The 20499-nt window shown below is 55.5% G+C and carries 16 protein-coding genes and 2 tRNA genes; 11 read left to right on the top strand and 7 right to left on the bottom strand.

All coding sequences use genetic code 11. The features are described 5' to 3' along the window. Window position 1 precedes the first annotated feature (1 nt). Window positions 2-793, top strand: a complete 792-nt coding sequence (locus PH5382_RS05020) for a cytochrome c1 (RefSeq protein ID WP_058333250.1) — start codon at window positions 2-4, stop codon at window positions 791-793. A gap of 107 nt (window positions 794-900) precedes the next feature. Here PH5382_RS05020 and mtaB read toward each other — a convergent pair whose 3' ends face one another. Both mtaB and dapF read right to left on the bottom strand, forming a co-directional pair. Next, window positions 901-2157 (bottom strand): tRNA (N(6)-L-threonylcarbamoyladenosine(37)-C(2))-methylthiotransferase MtaB, encoded by a 1257-nt coding sequence (mtaB, locus tag PH5382_RS05015; RefSeq protein ID WP_058333249.1) that lies wholly within the window; start codon window positions 2155-2157, stop codon window positions 901-903. 2 nt (window positions 2158-2159) lie between these two features. Further along, window positions 2160-3014 (bottom strand): diaminopimelate epimerase, encoded by an 855-nt coding sequence (gene dapF / locus PH5382_RS05010; RefSeq protein ID WP_058333248.1) that lies wholly within the window; start codon window positions 3012-3014, stop codon window positions 2160-2162. 186 nt (window positions 3015-3200) lie between these two features. Here dapF and PH5382_RS05005 point away from each other — a divergent pair. The 4 genes from PH5382_RS05005 to PH5382_RS04990 all read left to right on the top strand — a co-directional run bounded on the left by PH5382_RS05005 (window position 3201) and on the right by PH5382_RS04990 (window position 6053). Then, window positions 3201-3276, top strand: a tRNA-Lys gene (locus tag PH5382_RS05005). A 286-nt stretch (window positions 3277-3562) separates the two neighbouring features. Next, a complete protein-coding gene (locus PH5382_RS05000; RefSeq protein WP_058333247.1) occupies window positions 3563-4276 on the top strand; it encodes a class I SAM-dependent methyltransferase in 714 nt (237 codons plus the stop codon). 53 nt (window positions 4277-4329) lie between these two features. Further along, window positions 4330-5427: a glycosyltransferase family 61 protein gene (locus PH5382_RS04995; protein WP_058333246.1), complete on the top strand. Its 1098-nt coding sequence runs from the start codon at window positions 4330-4332 to the stop codon at window positions 5425-5427. Between the two features lie 185 nt (window positions 5428-5612). Continuing rightward, the gene (locus PH5382_RS04990) at window positions 5613-6053 is read left to right on the top strand and encodes a hypothetical protein (protein ID WP_058333343.1); all 441 of its coding nucleotides are present in this window, start codon (window positions 5613-5615) and stop codon (window positions 6051-6053) included. Window positions 6054-6234: 181 nt separating this feature from the next. Here the strand turns inward: PH5382_RS04990 and PH5382_RS04985 are convergent, their stop codons facing one another. After that, window positions 6235-7074 (bottom strand): isochorismatase family protein, encoded by an 840-nt coding sequence (locus PH5382_RS04985; protein ID WP_231751796.1) that lies wholly within the window; start codon window positions 7072-7074, stop codon window positions 6235-6237. Window positions 7075-7311: 237 nt separating this feature from the next. Between PH5382_RS04985 and PH5382_RS04980 the strand changes: the two genes are divergently transcribed. Next, window positions 7312-8346 carry an AraC family transcriptional regulator gene (locus tag PH5382_RS04980; protein WP_058333245.1) on the top strand — a complete coding sequence of 345 codons (1035 nt, stop codon included), beginning with the start codon at window positions 7312-7314 and terminating at the stop codon, window positions 8344-8346. Between the two features lie 1279 nt (window positions 8347-9625). On the opposite strand, the gene PH5382_RS04970 is transcribed toward PH5382_RS04980, so the two are convergent. Then, entirely contained in the window at window positions 9626-10309 is a 684-nt protein-coding gene (locus PH5382_RS04970; RefSeq protein WP_156414834.1) for a hypothetical protein, read from the bottom strand. A 348-nt stretch (window positions 10310-10657) separates the two neighbouring features. After that, a complete protein-coding gene (locus tag PH5382_RS04965; protein WP_058333242.1) occupies window positions 10658-11296 on the bottom strand; it encodes a recombinase family protein in 639 nt (212 codons plus the stop codon). A 377-nt stretch (window positions 11297-11673) separates the two neighbouring features. On the opposite strand from PH5382_RS04965, the gene PH5382_RS04960 reads away from it, so the two are divergent. From PH5382_RS04960 to PH5382_RS04950, 3 genes are read left to right on the top strand one after another with little or no spacing between them, the layout of a single operon-like run. Beyond that, window positions 11674-12327 carry an N-6 DNA methylase gene (locus PH5382_RS04960; RefSeq protein ID WP_058333241.1) on the top strand — a complete coding sequence of 218 codons (654 nt, stop codon included), beginning with the start codon at window positions 11674-11676 and terminating at the stop codon, window positions 12325-12327. Then, on the top strand, window positions 12324-13970 hold the full coding sequence (locus PH5382_RS04955) for an Eco57I restriction-modification methylase domain-containing protein (protein WP_058333240.1): 1647 nt from the start codon (window positions 12324-12326) through the stop codon (window positions 13968-13970). The genes PH5382_RS04960 and PH5382_RS04955 overlap by 4 nt, the downstream gene beginning before the upstream one ends. Beyond that, window positions 13970-16507 carry a GIY-YIG nuclease family protein gene (locus PH5382_RS04950; RefSeq protein WP_058333239.1) on the top strand — a complete coding sequence of 846 codons (2538 nt, stop codon included), beginning with the start codon at window positions 13970-13972 and terminating at the stop codon, window positions 16505-16507. Before PH5382_RS04955 ends, PH5382_RS04950 begins: the two co-directional genes overlap by 1 nt. Window positions 16508-16569: 62 nt before the next feature. On the opposite strand, the gene PH5382_RS19375 is transcribed toward PH5382_RS04950, so the two are convergent. Together PH5382_RS19375 and PH5382_RS04945 are read right to left on the bottom strand one after the other, a co-directional pair. Next, entirely contained in the window at window positions 16570-17931 is a 1362-nt protein-coding gene (locus PH5382_RS19375) for a tyrosine-type recombinase/integrase (RefSeq protein ID WP_082645561.1), read from the bottom strand. A 97-nt stretch (window positions 17932-18028) separates the two neighbouring features. Further along, window positions 18029-18105, bottom strand: a tRNA-Arg gene (locus PH5382_RS04945). A 154-nt stretch (window positions 18106-18259) separates the two neighbouring features. On the opposite strand from PH5382_RS04945, the gene PH5382_RS04940 reads away from it, so the two are divergent. Then, window positions 18260-19285: a LacI family DNA-binding transcriptional regulator gene (locus PH5382_RS04940; RefSeq protein ID WP_058333238.1), complete on the top strand. Its 1026-nt coding sequence runs from the start codon at window positions 18260-18262 to the stop codon at window positions 19283-19285. Continuing rightward, window positions 19285-20499 carry a winged helix-turn-helix domain-containing protein gene (locus tag PH5382_RS04935; protein ID WP_058333237.1) on the top strand — a complete coding sequence of 405 codons (1215 nt, stop codon included), beginning with the start codon at window positions 19285-19287 and terminating at the stop codon, window positions 20497-20499. The genes PH5382_RS04940 and PH5382_RS04935 overlap by 1 nt, the downstream gene beginning before the upstream one ends.

Raw genomic sequence — 20499 nt, 5'->3', positions numbered from 1 at the left:
AATGTTGAAGAAACTCGCAATCGGTGCCGCCTTCGCTCTGGCCCTTGCCCCTGTCGCATCCCATGCGGCAGGCGGAAGCGGCCATGTCGAGGATTTTGAATTCTCGTTCGAAGGGCCTTTTGGCGCCTATGACCAGAACCAGCTGCAGCGCGGCCTGCAGATCTACACCGAGGTCTGTGCAGCTTGTCACGGGCTGAAGTTCGTGCCTCTGCGTACGCTGGCAGACGAGGGTGGCCCTGCGCTGCCTGCGGATCAGGTTCGTGCCTACGCGGCCGAGAACTTCTCGGTTTATGACGCGGAACTGGATGAAGATCGTCCTGCCAAGCCAGTGGATCACTTTCCGGCCAACACCGCTGCTGGTGCGCCCGACTTGAGCCTGATGGCCAAGGCACGTGCCGGTTTCCACGGTCCTTACGGTTCCGGTATGAACCAGCTGTTCAAAGGTATGGGGGGCGCGGAATACATCGCCTCTTTGCTGGACGGCTATACCGGTGAAGAAAAGGAAGAGGCTGGCACCATCTTTTATGAGAACACCGCTTTTCCTGGCGGCTGGATCTCGATGGCACCACCGCTGTCCGACGAGCAGGTCGAATTTGCCGACGGTCATGACAACTCTGTGCACCACATGTCGCAGGATGTTGCGGCCTTCCTGATGTGGACTGCCGAACCAAAACTGATGGCGCGGAAGCAGGTTGGTTTTGTTGGCGTTCTGATCCTGACTGTTCTGTCGGTCCTGCTGTATCTGACCAACAAAAAGCTTTGGGCACCACATAAAGGCAAGAAAACCGCCTGATAGGTCGGATTCTGTTTAGATCAAAAAGCCCCCGCAAGGTCACTTGCGGGGGCTTTTGTATTTCGGGGGCTATGCCATGGGGCTGTTTCACGCCCTGGCTGCCTGCTTCAGGCCATGAGCTGAGTGCCGTCCAAACCTAGGATCGTTGCCGTCACGATCTGGCCTTCCTTCTGGGGAGCTGCAAAGTTCACTTCGGTGAATTGTTCGGTCCGGCCCATATGCGGGTTTTCCATCAAGACCTGATGGGTTTTACCGATCTGCGAAGCCAGATGGGATTGGACCTGAACCTCTCCGACAGCGCGCAGTCGGGCAGCGCGATCCTTGATCACCTTTCCGTTGACTTGGTTGGGGATCTTGGCGGCCGGGGTTCCGTCGCGTTTGGAATAGGGAAAGACATGCAGCCAGGTGAGCGCGCAGTCCTGAACCAGTTTCAGCGAGTTTTCAAAATGGGCTTCGGTTTCGGTTGGAAAGCCTGCAATGATATCGGCGCCAAAGGTCATGTCAGGGCGCAATCTGCGGGCCTCTTCGCAGAAGCGGATGGCATCATCGCGCAGGTGGCGTCGGGCCATGCGCTTGAGGATCAGATCATCCCCATGCTGCAGCGACAGATGCAGATGCGGCATCAGACGGGGCTCGGTGGCGATGGCCTGCATCAGGTTTTCATCCACCTCGATCGAATCGATGGAGGAAATCCGCAGGCGTGGCAGATCGGGCACCAGTTTCAGGATGCGCATGACCAGATCGCCAAGTTTGGGCGTGGCGGGCAGATCTGCGCCCCAAGAGGTGAGGTCAACGCCAGTGAGGACCACCTCGTTATAGCCTTTGCCGACCAGCCGTTTGATCTGGTCGACCACAACACCCGCAGGGACTGACCGGGAGTTACCACGGCCATAGGGGATGATGCAGAAGGTACAGCGGTGGTCGCAGCCGTTTTGCACCTGTACATAAGCGCGGCTGCGGGTGCCGAAACCGTCGATCAGATGACCGGCGGTCTCGGTCACGGACATGATGTCATCAACCTGGACCTTTTCCGTCTCACCGACGAAATCTGCCGCCATGCCGTGCCAGGTCTCGGGCTGCATTTTCTCTGTGTTGCCGATCACTGTGTCGACTTCGGCCATTTGGGCAAAGGTCTCGGGTTCGGTTTGCGCGGCACAGCCGGTGACCACGATGCGGGCCTCGGGGTTTTCACGGCGCAGTCGACGGATTTCCTGACGGGATTTGCGCACGGCCTCTGCCGTCACAGCACAGGTATTCACAACGACAAGGTCTTCCAGACCGACTGCCTGGGATAGCTCTTTCATCGCCTCGGTCTCATAGGCGTTGAGACGGCAGCCGAGTGTCGTGAACTTGGGCGCGGACATGGTCAGAGGCTTTCCAGAAAGGCGGCAGTGAATGTGCCGCTAAAGACATGCATGGTGGGACCGGTCATCCAGACGCCGTCGTCGCGCCAGTCGATCCAGAGCGTGCCGCCGTCCAGATCGATCTGGACCCTGCGCCCTGTCAGGCCGCGCCGCGCGGCGGCAACGGCCGTGGCGCAGGAGGAAGAGCCAGAGGCAAGGGTTACGCCCACACCACGCTCCCAGACCCGCATACGGATATGATCGGGGCCAACCAGATGTGCGACCTGCACATTGGTGCGCTCCGGGAACAGCGGGTGGTGTTCAAAACGGGGGCCAAATTCTGCAAGCGGGATCTGTTCGGCATCTTCAACAAAGAAAGTGCAGTGGGGGTTGCCCATACCTGTTGCAGTTGGCCCGGATGCACTTGGCATGCTGTCGATGGGCAGCTCTAGCGTTTCCATGGCAGAGGCCAGCGGGATTTCTTGCCAGTCCAGCTGGGGGTGCCCCATATTAACAGCGGTCAGGCCATCCCCGGCGTCGCGGGCAAACAGATCTCCACGGTCGGTGGTCAGGTGAAGCGCGGGTTTGCCGCTCTCGTCCATCAGGTGACGGGCAATGCAGCGGGTGGCATTGCCACAGGCCGCCGAGGTGGACCCATCGGCATTATAGAAGGTGAGATGCGCGTCGCCTGTGCCCTGTTCGATCAAAGCCAGCTGGTCGAAGCCGACACCGAACTGACGATGGGCTATGCCCTTTGCCAAAGCGGGAGTGATCTCCAGCTTTTGATGGCGCGCATCGACAACGACAAAATCATTGCCGAGGCCGTGCATCTTCATAAAGGGGAACTGGGTGTCGGAGTGTGTGTTCATATCGGGCATATAGACCTGAGATGGAAATGAATCCAGTCTGTGTCGCAGAAAGTTCAAAAAAGGGCTTGACCCTTTCCCGTCCTGACCGTAGACAGCCGCCAATCGAGACGGCGTTACCAGCTAGGAAGCGCCAGACGATAGCAAAATAAGTGCTTGATCCTCTTGGAGAAATCACTTAGACCGCGACAAGAAAGTGGGCCGTTAGCTCAGTTGGTAGAGCAACTGACTTTTAATCAGTAGGTCGATGGTTCGAACCCATCACGGCTCACCACTTTCTCTTGTACTAACCTCAATAGCACGACGGATACTGATTTAGGCAAGCCTGTGATGCCACCGATTTTGGGCTGCGGCTCTGTCTCGCCCAGTCTGAAGTCATGCGAATCCTGCTTGCGGCTCTGCCTGTTTGCCGCTCCCTTTCAGGCCTTCGATCCCGCGCGCATCCCGTCCTGACGCCCCTGCTGGCCCCCTTGTTGGTCGACCGTGTATTCTCTTGTGTAAAATTGGCAAATGTGGTCCCAAAGGGTATTCCACAGGGGTTTGGGCGGTAAGAGAAGCACATGATCGGAAAATATCGGTTCGACGGCGCAGATGTCGCAAAGGACATCGAGGATAAATACGGCTTCTCTGGTGACCTTGCGCGCATCTTTGTCGAAAACGCCGGGCCGGTTGTCCATAAATGGCATCACTATATCCCACTCTATGATCGTTATTTTTCTCGCTACCGGAAACGCCCTCTCCGGTTTCTCGAGATTGGCGTTTCCAAAGGGGGGTCCTTGCAGATCTGGCGAGAATATTTTGGTCCGGAGGCAATCATATTCGGCATCGATATCGACCCGACTTGTGCCCAGTTCGATGGTCAGGCGGGGCAGGTTCGTATCGGCTCGCAGGATGATCCGGAATTTCTGAAAGCAGTTGTGGCCGAGATGGGCGGAGTGGATGTCGTGCTGGATGACGGCAGTCATCAAATGGACCATGTTGCAAAAAGCCTGGAGGTCCTGTTTCCACTGCTGAGCGAGGGTGGAACCTATATGATCGAAGACCTGCACACGGCCTATTGGGATCAGTTTGGTGGTGGTTTTCGCAGGAACGGCAATTTCTTTCGAAAAGTGGCCTTGATGGTCGAGGATATGCACCGCTGGTACCACAAACGCCCGGTCAGTTTCCCGATACTGAGCGAGGCAGTCGCCGGCATTCATGTGCATGACTCAATCGTCGTTCTGGACAAGGGGCAGAGCTATCGCCCGGTCCATTCCAGAGTCGGAACCCGCTAGCTAGGGGCTGTTTTCAGCCTGACCAAACCTGACCAATTGTGAGAGACCTGCCGTTGACTTCTGATTTCTCCGCAGCCCAGCCACCGGATCCAAAACAGGGATGGGCGCGCGTCATTGTCGAGCTGCACGACGCCGTGGTCATGGCGCCGGAAAACAGCCGGTTTCGCCAGCATTGTGGGGTGTTTGATCGCGATGGAAATTACTGTCCGCAAGGGGCGACCTGGCGTTACAACAATCGCATGACACTACACCCCAAATCGGTGCCAAACCCGCAGGGGCGGATTCCCGGGCGTTGGCTGTGGGGCGGACTTTTGTTTCACCACTTTGGCCATTTTCTGGTGGAAAGCACGGCCCGGCTATGGGCGCTTGAACACTACGAAAAGCCTCTCAGCGGTATTGTCTTTGTGAACAAGCGGCCGCGGATGCCGCCGCAGCTTGGTGGATTTCAACGCGATTTTATCGATCTTTTGATGCGTGATGTACCGGTTCATATCGTGAAACCCGCGGCCCGGTTCGAGGAACTGGTGGTGCCGGGACAGGGGTTTGGATTGGGAGACATTGCCGCTGCAACGCCCGAGTTCCGCCAAACCTTTAGTCAGAAATTGAGCCAAAGCGTGGCGCCGCAAGGGGCCAGACGACTATATGTTTCGCGCTCGAAACTCCCGCTGGAAACCGCCGGGATGATTGGTGAAAGCAAACTGGAAACTCTTCTGGAGCGCTGTGGCTATGCCATTTTTCATCCACAGGATCATTCGATCAAAGCCCAGATCGCAGCCTATCGCGCCGCCGAGGACATCATCATTGCGGATGGTTCAGCGGCGCATTTGCTTGGTTTTGTGTGTCGGCCAGACCAGCGTATTGCCTATATCGTGCGCCGTTCCAGCTGGAGCGAAGAGCCGATCAGTCAGATCGAGAGCTTTCGAGGCGCAGCCATTCATGTCCTGGATGAGCTGCATAGGGAATGGATCCCGCGCGATCCGGAAACATATCGCCAGGTCCGCATCGGTGAGCTTAATCTGGAAAAGATCGGCCAGTCGCTGAAACGGGCGGGCTTTATCGACACAGGTGTGACACTGCCGCAGATGAGCCGACCTGACGCCGAAGCGATCCTCGCAGAGCAGGGCCTGCTTGAGGCCTTTGTTCCGGCGTAGGTTTCGATCTTCGGTCGCATCTGCGCTTTGGCAAGTGGTGCGGCAGAGCGCTTGGTTGCCAGTGGCCAATGCCTTTTAAGCGTTCTCATTTTTGTAATTCTACGGTAGCAAACTACGAGGGTATTTGAATTTTTGAAGGTTGGCCTATGTCATTTTTCCAGAACGCGGATTTTTTGCTGAGAAAAATGGGTGAGCAAAGCAAGTGTTTTGCCTGCCTGGCAGTGATGGTTTTGACCGGATGCGCTGAAACGCCGGGCCCGTCTGTGCCGTCACAGCCCGGCAAGAATTTGGCTTCTGCAAAGGTCGCTTTGGCCTCTTGTCAGGGGGTGGCGCAAAAGGGCGGGCGCGGCGCTGTCACGGGCAGCTATGTTGCTGGAGTTCTGTTGGGAGGCGTGGTTGTGGGGCCAATTATTGTGGCGTCAAACCAGAAAAATATCCGATCCAATGGCGAAGTCAGAGCGGTCGATCGCTGCCTGGGAGAGCAGGGATATGTACGCCGGGATTTGACCGCACAGGAGGTTCAGGCGCTGAACACAAGCGATGCTTACCAAAGGGAATTGATCCTAGACCATCTGATCGGTGGCGGGACGCTCGACAGTCTTGGGCGTGGTAAATACACCAGCTGACCGGCTGACCGGCTGACCGGCGGCCCAATGGGGCTCAAAACCAGTCGGCAGAACCAGCCCGACCCCAACGAGAATGTCGTCGGGGCCGGGAGGGGCGATCAAGCGCAAGCTGTTCTGAGGCGCAGAAGAGCAAATGATCGCCGTTCAGGGTGATCTCTCGGGCATTCTCACCCTGAAAACACTACATGCCATAGGCTGTTTGGATGGCGCGCACTGTGTTTTCGGTATTGTCGATTGCGCTGGCAATCATACGGAAATTGGTGAGTGACGAGGCGTAGCCATCGTAGTGCTCGGTGATGGCACCAGCGGTCGCATCGGTGACGACCATGACTTCGAACCCGGCTTCGATCAGCGACCGCATGTGTGATTCCGTGCACAGGTTTGACGACATGCCACCCAGGATGACTTTGTTGATGCCAGCCTTGCGAAGCTGCAGCGCCAGATCATTACTATCAGGGCCATAGATTTTATGCGGGCTGGACACGATCACATTGTCATTTTCAAAATAGTGTTTGTAGCTTTCCAGCCAGTCTGCGCCGGAACCTTCAAATCCGGTTTTGTCCAGCGCGCTGGGTCGGTCGAACATGCCAATGCTGTGCATCAGGGTTTCAAGTGTCCCCTCGAACTTCCACTTATGGTCATGTTCAAAATAGTAATGTGGTGAGACAAAGACCGGCATTCCGGTTTCCTCAGCGACCGAGAAGAGGGCATCAAGGTTGGCGACGGTACCGTTCTTGGTGATGCTTTCCCCGACCACGCCCCAGGTAACACCGTCGGGCGACAAAAAGTCATTTTGGGGATCTGTAATCACAATGGCCGTGTCCGACGTTGTGACCTCGAAACCCGGCATCGGCAAACCATCGTTGATCGGAGGCAGCTTGGCGGTGGCGACACGCGCTTCTTGTGCGCTTAAAGGCAAAGTACCCAGACCCAATACCAGGGTTGCTGCGGTGAGTGTGGCGCATCCCCCGAGCAGGGCAACGGCCATAAATTTGATGAATGGTGTAATGGAGGAGTTCATGATTGCGTCCTTACTGTCAAACAATGCGCGACCTGCGCGCGGCTAGATCCAAGGAGACAGGAAAAATCAAAACTCCTTGTGTGCTTTGATGACTACGCAATTTGAGGCGCTCAAATATTGACCGAACGTGCCAAAGACTTGACAGGGTATGCCAAAGGCGGAACCTTTGGTAACGGATTAGTTACCGCGTCCTATTCTTGGCGCATCATTTGAGACGCCACATTTTGGAGTAGGGATTTGACGACCGTTTCCGCTATTTATGCCCGAAAACAGATCGAACATGCGGTACAGATCCCAGACAAGGACCGGCTGTTTGACATCATTGGCCTGACCCCAGAGACGGTCAGGGATCCATCGGTGATGGTCTCTGTCGCGGATTACTATGATCTGCTTGAAGCGATTGCCGAGAGTGAGTTTCCTGACCTTCAGTTTCATATGAAAACCTGTCGCAGTATGTGTTGCGACGAATTTGGTGTCTTTGGTCTCGCTTTCAAATCGGCTCCGACATTGCGCCATGGTTTCCAACGTATCTGGCGCTACATCCGGCTACACAACCGCGTTGCCAGTTTCTCGGCTGATCAGGACGGTGACCGGTTCTGTTGGTCCATGCAGGCGCCCTATGTCGACCGGCTTGGGAGTTTTCTGTCCAACGAGGCCGCAATGGCGACCACACTCACACTCTGTCGCGAAACAACCAGCAATGATCTGCAGCCACGCCACGTGCAATTTGTCCATGAAAGAGAAGGCTCGATTGATGCTTTGGTTGCGCATTTCGGTTGTGTGCCGGAATTCGGTGCGCAATCAGACGCTCTGCATTTTGACATCGAACAGGTCGACCAGCCCTGCACAATTGGCGATGCGGGGATCTGGAGCTTCCTGATCGAGCATCTGGATCAGGCTCTCGCCAAGGAGGAAGTCTGCGAGCAGCCGTTTGAAACACAGGTGATCGAAGAGATCGCGAAACTTCTGAGCGGCGGTGTTCCGCAGCTTTCAGAGGTGTCAAAAACCATGGGGCTGGGAGGGCGGACATTTCAGCGGCGGCTGAATGAAAGAGGAAAGAGCTTTCAGGCTCTGGTTGATGAGGCAAGACAGAAACTGGCCCAGCAGCTCATCAGCGCCTCAACCTATTCTTTCTCTGAAATTGCCTTTCTTACGGGGTTTTCGGAACAAAGTGCCTTTTCGCGCGCGTTCAAGCGCTGGTCAGGTCAAACACCCAAAGCCTATCGTCTCGAACTTCAAGCGGGAACCTCGGCAGGGCTAACCCCAGATTAGAACACTCAATTGTGTGGCAAAGCTATCAGATTGACCTTGCTCCCGTGAGAGACAGCACTGAAGGCCATCGCCATGCCAGCGCCCAAGGCCAACATGTAGAGATAGATCAGGTATAGGCGGTCTTTTCGCTTAGAAGAAAAGTGGCGACCCCGGCAGGAGGGGGAGCGCAAGCGGTCAAAATTCGTTTATATAATTGATTTCAATAATAAATATAATTTTTGAGGTGGTGTACTTATGCAGTGGTGAACTTTACACTACTTAGAAAGGTGGCTCTACCAGCACACCCGACACCCTTGGAAAGCTCTATACGTGAAGCCTTGCGCTGGTAGCATTTTTAAGTTCAGTGCCAGCTTCCTCATCCAAGTCGCGGGCACCTTTGATGAACCCTATATCATCGTGGTTAGGCATGTCGGCTCTCCTCGCGGGCGACGCTCTAGCTGCCTCTAAGGGGCGTCAGTACGCCTCATGTTGTTCCCGAAATATGCTCGCGAGAATGGCCCTAACGCGGCCCCTGCGGCCTTGATGAGGCACCTACGCTCCGTGACCAAGAACTCACACCATGTGGTTAAGTCACTGCGCCATAACATGAAAAATTGACTGATCTTGGCTGGCACGTCCGAGCGTGTCGAGAGCAGGATTATGGGCCACACTGCCGGGGGCCTTGGTGATAGGGTCTATGGCGGGAACGATGCTAAGCTGAAGGTGGCCTAGCCGCTCGCTGACCTTCTCGGCAAATCGTCGACCAACAGAGACCACGTTTTTCAGTGCTCCGGTTGCTATCACCTTGCTTGTGATGATCGGTCGCAAAGTCCGCATAGCGACCATTTGTAACCCGGTTGTCGCTAGACGTGATCATTAAGATTTGAACAATGAGGAGAGCCGTAAAGCCCTCCCCACTGCCCCCCGACTAGGAACTTAATAAGTCATTGCCTCATGGCCACATTCCCAAGTACTGGATAATCGCTGCGCTTGCCGAGACCCATGCCGAGGGCGCGTCGGCATAAATTGCATCCTGAGGCTGAATCTAAAGCTGATGTGTTAGAGGCTGCCCGATGGTGACTATCTCCTCAATGGGTCTCCCAAGGCGAAGCCGAATTGAGAGTTTCCCATTCAAGCGACCTGATGTTGGACCCTGCGAAGCAGGATTGGTGATCAAGTGCTCATGAAAGTGCAGCGTTGAAAGATGATCTTGATCTTGGCACAGCCAAGACGGAGTAGAACCCAAAGGTCCCATTAAGGTGTTCTCTATTACATATACGGAGGGACGTTCGGGGCCACGTCAGGCAGCTTCAAGAAGACCTTCTGCACGAGCCTGCGCATCATCAACAATACGCTGCACTCGCTCCATGTCGGAGGCAAGTTGCTCAGATGCTTCCATGTTTTTGTCGTCAGACAGAGGCCGGTGCCAGCATTTTGGCTTCCTGATCTTTGTCAGCACCGGCACCGCACCATAGTCCACTTTCCGGCTGACCTCGTGATGTTCTTTCAGTGCCCCCGAACGGGCATCCTTGAGGTAGGTTTGGATGGAAATGCCATGGAACTTCTGGGTGTAGGCGTTCGCTGCTTGGCTGATGGTCTTGTAGGAACTAGGCGCGCGGCGATGGAATAAATGGGGGGTCTCTGGGGATGCTTTGAGGAACGTTGGGTCAGTCAATATACGCCGCAACCCGCTGTCGTGATCTGATGCTGCGTCCAGTATCGCTTTCATTATGCCAAGTCGTGCAGTGACGGGGGCCGTGTATAGCATATCGGCAAGATCACGGGCGCGGCAGTAGTGGACTTCATTCGTCACTTTCTGCTCAAATGATCTTCCACCGCGCGATGCATTTCGCGTCGCCGCCTTGGCGCATTTGGATGAACAGTACTTCTTGTCTTTTCTCTTGGGGTGAAACTCTACGCTGCACTGCGGGCAGCACAATGGGGCCGCGCTGGACAAGCCAGCCGGTTTCTTGATGGTCGTCATGTGGGTGGTCCTTGCGATTACTGAATGATGTTGTTGGAGGATGCCGAACGGGAAACCCCGCTGAAGCGTCTAGGCTGGTGACCCTGTCTCGTGAAAAGAACTGGTCGCCCTATCTCGAAACTACGCGCAGAACAAAGACGCCCGCACCTGACGCGTTGGTCAAGGCGGGGCAGCTTTTAGACTGAACATGACGTTTGAGAAGTGCGACCGACTGAACAATTCGCGCCGAGCGCCCCTGCTTCCTATGGCTAGGGGGTGGGTTAATCGACAGGGGGTGGGTTAATCGCCGGACGCCTCTTTTGGGCAAGGATGCGGGCTAATCGATAGGTTGCGGGTTTATTGTTCGCCTCACATGCCCCATCGGCTCAACGTCGCGTCCACCTTCGCAGGGTCGCTTGTAATCCGAATGACTGCGTTGCGCTGTAGACCCGTTGCTTTGGCGATGGCTGACTGACCCTGACCCGCCTGATGTAAGGCCATCACTTGATCAAACGCGGCCCTGTCAAAGGAGGGTTTGCGGCCCTTGAACTTCTCTGGGGATGCGTTTTTGTGGAACGCTATGCCAGCCTTTTGGGCCTCTTTTACAGCCTCCGCTTGGGCCTGTGCGGTTGCGGCCATGAAGGCAATGAGAGCGTCCCTGACGGCCTGCTGTGTGGGGTCTGTGGTGGAACCGTCGAAGGTCATGCGATTGATCACGGTCTTGATGATTACGCCACGCCGCATGAACGCCCGAATGGTGTCCGTCACGTCCTGATAGTTGCGCCCCAAGCGGTCCACCCAACGGACCACCAGAACGTCACCTTCGCGTAGCATATCAAACAACCGCTTGCCGTTGGGTCTTTCCGCCAATTTGGTGGTGACGCCTGAGGTGCCATGATCGGTCACAACTTCATCAATATCAAACCCTGCCAACCGCGCCTGCTGTTCTTGGTGGTCGCTGGTCTGTTCACTGGTGGAAACGCGGGCATAGAAGATTGCCTTGGACATGGTGTTTTCCTGTTCACTTGAGTTCTGTTCATATGACTGGGGTGTTCAGAAAGCGAAGTCAACCCTCTTGAACAGACTAAGCGCTATGTTCTGACGTGTTCGTCAGCCTATACCCTAATGCACGCTCGTTGTGAGTTGCGAACTTAATCGAAGGGCATGCTGGAGCGTTGAAACTTGTGGGAGGAGGAAAGGGGCACCCGGGGGGGATCTCCAGCTTCGATAAATTTCATTCCTTGGCAGATTTTTTCAAAGAAAGTATTTCACTTTTGCTTCCACAACTGCTTCATGTTTTTCCGCCCCAAGTAGGGTGTAAATGAACCAGTTGATTTCCAAGGTTAGCCCTTGGAGGGCACGATTATTTTTGCGATTAATAGCTTATGAGCCTCATTCGTTCGAAAAAACGTGTCGCCGACCATGGCGAAGTCTTTACCCCTGCGTGGATGGTGGACGCTATGCTTGACCTTGTGAAGGGCGAGACAGAGCGGATCGATGCCCGCTTCCTAGAACCCGCGTGCGGTAGCGGCAACTTCCTCGTGCCGGTCCTGCAACGCAAGTTGGCGGCTGTTCAGATGAAGTTTGGCAAGTCTGATTTCAACCGCCGTCACTATACGCTCTTGGCTCTGATGTGCTGCTACGGGATCGAGCTTCTGGCCGACAATATCGAAGAATGCCGGGCCAATATGCTGGAAGTGCTGTCAGATTATCTGGGCCTTTCGTTAGAGGATGATCTGTACCGTGCTGCGTCGCATGTTCTTTCTACCAACCTCGTTCACGGCGATGCGCTATCTATGAAAACAACTCTTGGTGGTCCGATTTCATTTGCGGAATGGGGATATATTGGCAAAGGTAAGTTCCAGCGTCGGGATTTCCGATTGGATGCATTAACCGGCGCATCTGCATTTAACGCCGAGGGGTCGCTATTCGCGGGTCTTGGGAACCACGAAATTTTCAAACCGACGAAGACCTATCCGCCAATGACGATCAAAGACCTAGCCGAGCAAAATGGGCCAGCACCCGAGGCCGCAGCATGAATCAAGCCGCCTTCACGCTGCGCGGGCGGAACCCGGACGTTCTGTCCTGCATTGCAAACCTGTCCAACGACGAAGTGTTCACGCCGCCTGAGTTCGCCAACCGGATGTTGGACACGCTGGCAGAAGCATGGGCAGCGGACAATAACGGCTCAAATATTTGGGCCGACCCGTCCGTCAGGTTCCTTGACCCATGCACCAAGTCAGGAGTGTTCCTGCGCGAAATCACCAAACGTCTGATCGACGGCCTTGAGCCACAGATGCCCGAGTTACAAGCGCGTGTAGACCACATCCTGACTCGGCAGGTGTTCGGCATTGGCATCACCGAACTGACGGCCATGCTGGCACGGCGGTCGCTGTATTGCTCCAAACACGCAAATGGCCCGCATTCGATCACGCGCGGCATCAATTCTGAAACTGGCAATGTCTGGTTTGAACGGGTGGAACATACTTGGGAAAAACCGAACGAAAAGAACAAGGGAAAGTGCATCTTTTGCGGAGCCAGCAGTTCAACACTGGATCGAGGTGATGACCGCGAAAGTCACGCCTATGCTTTTATCCATACAGACAACATACAAGAGCGCGTGTCAGCGCTGTTTGGAGGCGACATGCACTTCGACGTGGTAATCGGAAATCCACCCTATCAATTGGACGATGGAGGGCATGGTACAAGCGCAGCACCCATCTACCACAAGTTCGTAGAGCAGGCGAAAGCGCTCGACCCACGCTACCTGACAATGGTGATACCTTCTCGTTGGTTCGCTGGAGGGAAGGGCCTTGACGATTTCCGAAAATCCATGCTCGAAGATGACCGCCTGCGTTCGATCAACGATTACCTCAGTGCGGCAGATGTATTTCCCGGCGTTGGCCTCAAAGGGGGCGTTTGCTATTTCCTGTGGGATAAAGATCACCCCGGAGATTGTCGCATCTCAACGAATTTTAAGGACTGGCCTGTATCCGAAGCAACCCGGCCATTGTTGGAAAACGGGGTGGAGATTTTTGTCAGGTTCAATGAGGGGGTCTCAATCCTAAAGAAGGTTATGAAAGTTGAGACTGGCCAAGATGAAACCCTCGTCTTGCCAGACGATCAGCGCTTTGACACGATGGTCAGTTCGCGGAAGCCCTTTGGGTTAACAACAACTTTCAAGGGGAAGAAGACGCCAAAAGAGAACGACCTCAAAGTGTATCAAAACGGAGGCGTCGGCTTTACTCCTAGAGAAACCATAAAAGCTGGTTTGAATTACATCGATGGATGGAAGGTTTTTACTGGCCGCGCTGCACCTGGCACGGGAAACAGAGACACCTATCCACATAAAATCATTAGCACACCCTTTATTGGCGAGCCGGCTTCAATCTCATCCGAGACATATCTTTGCATTGGCCCTTTCTCCGAGAAGGAGGAAGCACAAAGTGCCCTATCGTATTTGGGATGCCGATTGACCCGCTTTTTGATCCTTTTGCACAAGCCCTCTCAGGACACCACAAAGCGGGTCTACACATTTGTGCCGAAGCAAAGCTGGGATCGTCAGTGGACCGATGAAGAACTGTATGAAAAGTATGGCCTGAATGACGAGGAAATCGCCTTTGTCGAAAAAATCGTCCGCCCGATGGACTTGGACCTGTTCGACAAGCTGAAAGATGATTGATGGCGCGAACCGTAGACGACATTCTAGAGCCAAAACCAAAGGCTCGCCCCCGCATATATGCTTATTCGATTGACGATGCCGCCCACGCGGGCCTTCTCAAAGTCGGGCAGACCACACGGGATGTGCGGCAACGGGTAAACGAGCAACTCGGCACCGCTGCGATCAAGAATTTCACCATCGAACTTGATGAGCCAGCAGAACGCGCGGACGGTTCTTTCATAACCGACCATGAAGTGCGTGCGCGCCTTGTCAGCAAGGGTTTTGTGAATACTGAAAAAGAATGGATGCGTTGTTCGCTTGCGGATGTGCAGACCGTCCTTACGGAACTGCGCTCCGGGCAGAAACTTTCTGGCACCCATCATCTCGACTTTCCCATGCGTCGGGAACAAGCTGAAGCGGTCGAGGAAACCCACGCCTATTACATGTCGCGCTGGTCCGAGGACATGCACGCCGTTCCCCGCTTTCTGTGGAACGCCAAGATGCGCTACGGCAAGACCTTCACCACCTACCAGTTGGCCCGCAAGATGGGCGCAAAACGGGTGCTGGTGCTGACCTTCAAGCCAGCCGTAGAAGATGCGTGGCAAACAGATCTTGAAAGCCATGTCGATTTCGATGGCTGGCAATACTTGTCCCGCAAGTCGGATGCCGATCCAACCCAGATCGACGAAAGCAAACCTGTGGTTTACTTTGGATCGTTCCAAGACATGTTGGGCAAGGACAAGCTGGGTCACGTCAAGGCGAAGAACGAATGGCTTCACGCGGTCAATTGGGACTTGGTGGTTTTTGACGAATACCATTTCGGCGCATGGCGCGAGAGCGCGAAGGAGTTGTTCGAAGGCGAAGAAGAAGCTCTTGAGCGCGAGGAAAAGCTTCTCGAAGATGCAAAGAAACTCACTGACCGTGTGGCCGAGATGGCTGAACCGCTTGAGGCTGAGGCAGAGTTCCTGTCGATCAAAACGCGGGCATTTCTCTATCTATCAGGCACGCCGTTCAAAGCGCTGGCAACGGGCGAGTTCATTGAAGAACAGATTTTCAACTGGACCTACACCGACGAGCAACGCGCCAAGGCTGAGTTTTCCGCAAACCACCCTGGCCAATGGAACCCTTACGGCTCGCTGCCACAGATGAGGTTGCTGACCTATCAAATGCCGGATGATCTGTTGGCCATTGCCAGCACCGGTGAGTTTGACGAGTTCGACCTAAACGAGTTCTTTGCTGCGACCGGGACAGGCGTAGATGCCGAGTTCAACTACAAGGATGAAGTTCAGACGTGGTTGAATATCATCAGGGGCCAGCACGGGGCTCACGTGGTGGACAACCTCAGAACAGGGACACGACCGCCGTTTCCATATTCCGACGTGCGGCTGTTGCCATACCTCCAGCACTCTTTCTGGTTCCTGCCAAACGTCGCCGCATGTCATGCGATGGCAAAACTGTTGGCCGAGCGGCAAAACACCTTTTGGCACGAATACAACGTGGTTGTGTCGGCAGGCACGTCCGCTGGCATCGGGCTTGAAGCCTTACCACCAGTTCGCGAGGCTATCGGCAGCGGCTTTGACACGAAGTCGATAACCCTGTCCTGCGGCAAGCTCACCACTGGCGTGACGGTCAAGCAATGGTCCTCAATCCTGATGCTGCGGAACCTGAAATCGCCGGAAACGTATTTTCAAGCCGCGTTTAGGGTGCAATCACCGTGGGCGATCAAGAACCCGAATGGCGACAATCCCAACGAGGAAGAAGTTCTCAAGCCGGTTTGCTTTGTCTTCGATTTTGCACCGACCCGCGCTCTTCGTCAGTTGTCGGAATACGGCATTGGGCTTTCGCCAAACGAACCAAACCCTGAAAACGCAGTTCGTGATCTTGTGTCGTTCTTGCCGGTGCTGGCCTACGACGGCGCGAACATGACCCAGATTGATGCTGGCGGCATTCTGGACATTGCGATGGCCGGAACTTCTGCGACGCTGCTGGCTCGTAAATGGGAAAGCGCGCTGTTGGTGAACGTCGATAACGATACCCTACGCCGCATCATGGACGACGAAGAAGCCATGAAGGCGGTGGAACGTATCGAAGGGTGGCGCGCGCTCGGCGACAACATCATCGAAACGATCATCAACAAGAGCGAAAAGGTCAAAGAACTAAAGGGGAAGGCCAAGTCCGGCGACATCACGGAGAAAGAAAGGAATGAGCTTTCCGCAGAGGAGAGAGAATTCAAATCGAAGCGGAAACTTGTTCAAGAAAAGCTAGTAAAATTCGCAACTCGGATACCCGCGTTTATGTATCTGACAGACTTCCGCGAAAACACGCTGCAAGATGTAATCACGAAACTCGAACCCGACCTTTTCTTGAGCGTGACAGGGCTGACCGTTGCCGACTTCCACTTGCTGGTTCGCCTCAAGGTGTTCAACACGGAGCATATGAACCAAGCCGTATTTGCCTTTCGTAGGTATGAGGATGCGTCGCTTTCTTATAGTGGCATCGCAAGTCACTCGGGCCTCTCTCGGTATGGGCTCTACGATACCGTTGTTGAACGAGTCTGACTTGTGCGATGAAGGCAGCATAATAGATAGGATTATTGGCAAAATTTCTGGAAGGACAGGCCTCAAAAACCTTCGAGGAAGCCCTCTTTTTCAAGTAACGATGCGACCTTTTCCTGTGCTGCAGCAAGTTCTTTCTCGTTCAGCCCGTGGTCGTATGGGTCTGATGTTCTTCTTACACCGGCCCATCCGCCGAGGTCGTGGGCATCGTCGATTGATAGACCGGCTCTGCGAGAGAGCGTCTTCCATGTATGTCGAAGAGAATGGAATGCTAGGCGCTCATCGGTCTCTCTGCCGAGCACCTTCCGCCGCAACCCGGTGAATGCCTTAGAAGCTGATTTGGCTGTCCCCGTCGCGGCATTGATAGGGAATGCGTGAAACAGCCGATCATGTTCTCCCTCCAGCGCAGCGGCACGAAGACGCTGGACGATGGGTTGTGCGACCGTGGGCACGGGGACGACGCGCTTCGCATTCTCGGACTTGCCACCTGCGATGAGGAAAACCGACCCGTCTTCCTTCGTTCCTGCGACGGACACTTTTGCGATCTCCGTGACCCGCGCCCCGGTCACCAGCCCCAACCTGAAAAGGTCTCCCAACCGGTCACCCTGAGCGACCGCTGCGAGCACTTTTCGGGTCTCCTCGGGCTTGAACTGGTCGCGCTTTGGCTCGTTCTGTTTCTTTACTCTCGGCACGTCGTCATCGGGCCGGTTGAATGGGTTCGCTTCCAGCTTTACCTTCCGTCTGGCCAGCGCCCAGCGCCAGAGACCTCGAAGCATGGTGATCAGCTTCTCAGTGGTCGCGGGTGTGAGCGGCCTGCTCGTCTTTTTGGACGTTTGCGCGGGGAGAAACTCATGCTGGAAGTTTGATACCAGTTCGGGAGTGATTTCATCGAGAAACAGGGCATCAGGCGTCGTGTCCATGAAGGCGCAGAGGTAGTTGACTGCCGTCACCACCTCGTTCGCCGACGTCTTGCCAAGCGGCTTGTTTCCGTAGGGATTGCCCGGTTCCCGTGCCTCGAGATACTGTTCTCTCGCCTTGGACAGTGGTAGCGTAGTCGCCGTGGCCACCTTGAGGAATGCCCTGCGGTCGCTCTCGGGTGCCCTCTCGGCTTCGTCGTAGACGAGGTCGCGCACAAGGGTGGCGTCGCGGTCATTCCGCAGTGCGTTTGCCCATAGTTCTGCCTTCTCCAGACTGAACCTGTGCCGTGCCCGGTATTCGATCTCAAGCTTCCGCACCTCAGCTAGGTAAATGTCCCGCAGTTTCTTGGCGCTGGGCAGATGCCTTTCACCTGCCATTGATCTGATGATCCACGTTCCGATGGACTTGCCTTCTGCCCAAGGATTTGGCGTGCCCCGCAAACTCTGAGGGGCCTTCATCCTGAAGCGATAGGCGGTCCCCGGTCCTTTCGGCTGCTCAATGTATTGCATGACGGTGCTCCGGTAGTGTCCCTCAGTGGTGTCCCTAACACCACAAATCGGTTCCCACTTGCCTGTAACCACCTTGAATTGCAATAATTTTTTTATTTGGCGACCCCGGCAGGATTCGAACCTGCAACCTGCCCCTTAGGAGGGGGCTGCTCTATCCAGTTGAGCCACGGGGCCGGACCTGTTTACGCGATAGCAAATCATACCTGTCACCACAATGGCAGGTGCCGCCTACAGTTCGTATTTCTACGCAGGCTGGCCGCGGCCCATTGTACAGAGTGCACACTGTGCGCTAACCTTCGAATTGCAGCATAATAAGAGGCCGTAAAACGTGACCACGGAAAACAAGCGCCCGCTCACCCTTCGCGATGTATCAGACGCTACAGGCGTTTCGGAAATGACGGTTAGCCGTGTGTTGCGAAACCGGGGGGATGTCTCAGAGAAAACCCGCCTTAAAGTGCTCACTGCGGCCAAAGAGCTGGGCTATGTCCCCAATAAGATCGCTGGCGCACTGGCCTCCAATCGGGTGAACTTGGTTGCTGTCATTATTCCCTCGCTGTCGAACATGGTGTTCCCTGAGGTGCTGACAGGCGTCAATCAGGTACTTGAAAATACAGCGCTGCAACCGGTTGTTGGGGTGACGGATTACCAGCCAGAGAAAGAGGAAAAAGTCCTCTACGAGATGCTGTCCTGGCGTCCCTCTGGTGTAATCATTGCCGGGCTGGAACATACCGAGGCGGCACGTGCCATGCTCAATGCATCCGGCATTCCCGTGGTCGAGATCATGGATACGGATGGCAAACCAGTGGATGCCATGGTGGGGATCTCGCACCGTCGCGCCGGGCGTGAAATGGCCAAGGCGATCCTGAAAGCAGGCTATCGCCATATCGGTTTCATGGGGACCAAGATGCCGCTGGATCATCGGGCGCGCAAACGGTTCGAGGGCTTCACCGAAGCGCTCGCCAAGGAAGGCGTAGAGATCGAGGATCGCGCATTCTATTCTGGTGGCTCTGCCCTGGCGAAGGGGCGCGAGATGACGCAGGAGATGTTGGAACGCTCTCCGGATCTGGATTTTCTGTATTATTCCAACGATATGATTGGGGCAGGTGGGCTGCTCTATCTGATGGATCAGGGCATTGATGTGCCGGGTCAGATCGGTCTGGCGGGGTTTAACGGGGTTGAGCTTTTGCAGGGGTTGCCGCGCCAGCTGGCGACCATGGATGCCTGCCGGTTGGAAATTGGGCGCAAGGCGGCTGAAATTATCGCCGCACAACTGGATGACCCGGAGGTGGAGTTGGAACGCCACGTGACCCTTACACCGACGATTTCTTATGGCGACACGCTGAAGCGGCGCTGATGGGCCTGCCGCGTCTAGGGAACACTGCGGCGCGGCGTCTCTTCATGGATCGTCACGCGCTGCTGGAACAGCCCTCGGGGCCATCCAAAGGCGCGGATCTGTTGCAGCTGATTTCCCGGCTCGGTTTTGTGCAGCTCGACAGTATCAACACCCTGGCGCGGGCGCATGATGTGATCCTGTATTCGCGCAGACCCAGTTATCGACCCAAGCATCTGACGGAACTCTACCACGGCGGTGGGGCACTGTTTGAACACTGGACCCATGATGCAGCGATGATCCCGCTAGAGTTCTATCCGCAATGGCATCTGCGGTTTCAGCGCGATGAGGTATTGCTGCGCAAGCGCTGGCGCAACTGGCGGCGCGATGGCTTTGAGCAACAGTTTGAGACGGTGCTGAAACATATTCGTGACCATGGTGTCGTCAGCTCTTCGGATCTGGGCAAAGACGAGAAGAAAGGATCTGGCGGCTGGTGGGACTGGCATCCCTCAAAGACAGCCCTTGAATACCTGTGGCGCACTGGCGCGCTGACTGTGGTGGGGCGTGAGGGGTTTCAAAAACGCTATGACCTGACCGAGCGGGTGATCGAAGAGCGGCTGCATGCGCCGCCAGATCCGCTGGCCCCCGCGCCCACGGTTGACTGGTTGTGCAATGCCGCGCTGGACCGGTTGGGTTTTGCGACCTCTGGGGAACTTGCAGCGTTTTGGGATACGGCCAGAGCTGCCGAAGCGCGCGATTGGTGCCGCGCGGCCAAGGCGCGCGGTGAGATTGAAGAAATCGAGGTCGAGGCGGCAGACGGGAGCCTGCGCAAAAGCTTTGCCCGCCCGGATACCATTGCGCAGGCCGCAGAACTGGGAGCGGCACCCGGTCGGCTGCGGCTGCTCAGCCCCTTTGATCCGATGTTGCGGGATCGCAAACGCGCCGAGCGGCTGTTTGGCTTTCACTACCGGATCGAGGTTTTTACGCCCGCGCCAAAACGCATCTATGGCTATTATGTCTTTCCGCTCATCGAAGGGCAAAAGATGGTCGGGCGCATCGACATGAAAGCAGATCGGGCTGGGGACTGCCTGCGGGTGACGGCGCTCTGGCCTGAGCGGCGCGCTACGTTTTCGCCTGCACGTCTTAAGCGGCTTGAGGCAGAGCTGGAACGCGTTGCGCGTTTTGCCGGGCTTAGCCAAGTCAGGTTTGCGGATGGCTGGCTGAGAGAGGCGCTGTAG

This window comes from Phaeobacter sp. CECT 5382 (genome assembly GCF_001457775.1).
Lineage (GTDB): Bacteria > Pseudomonadota > Alphaproteobacteria > Rhodobacterales > Rhodobacteraceae > Pseudophaeobacter.
This window is presented reverse-complemented; position numbering and strand designations above follow the sequence as displayed.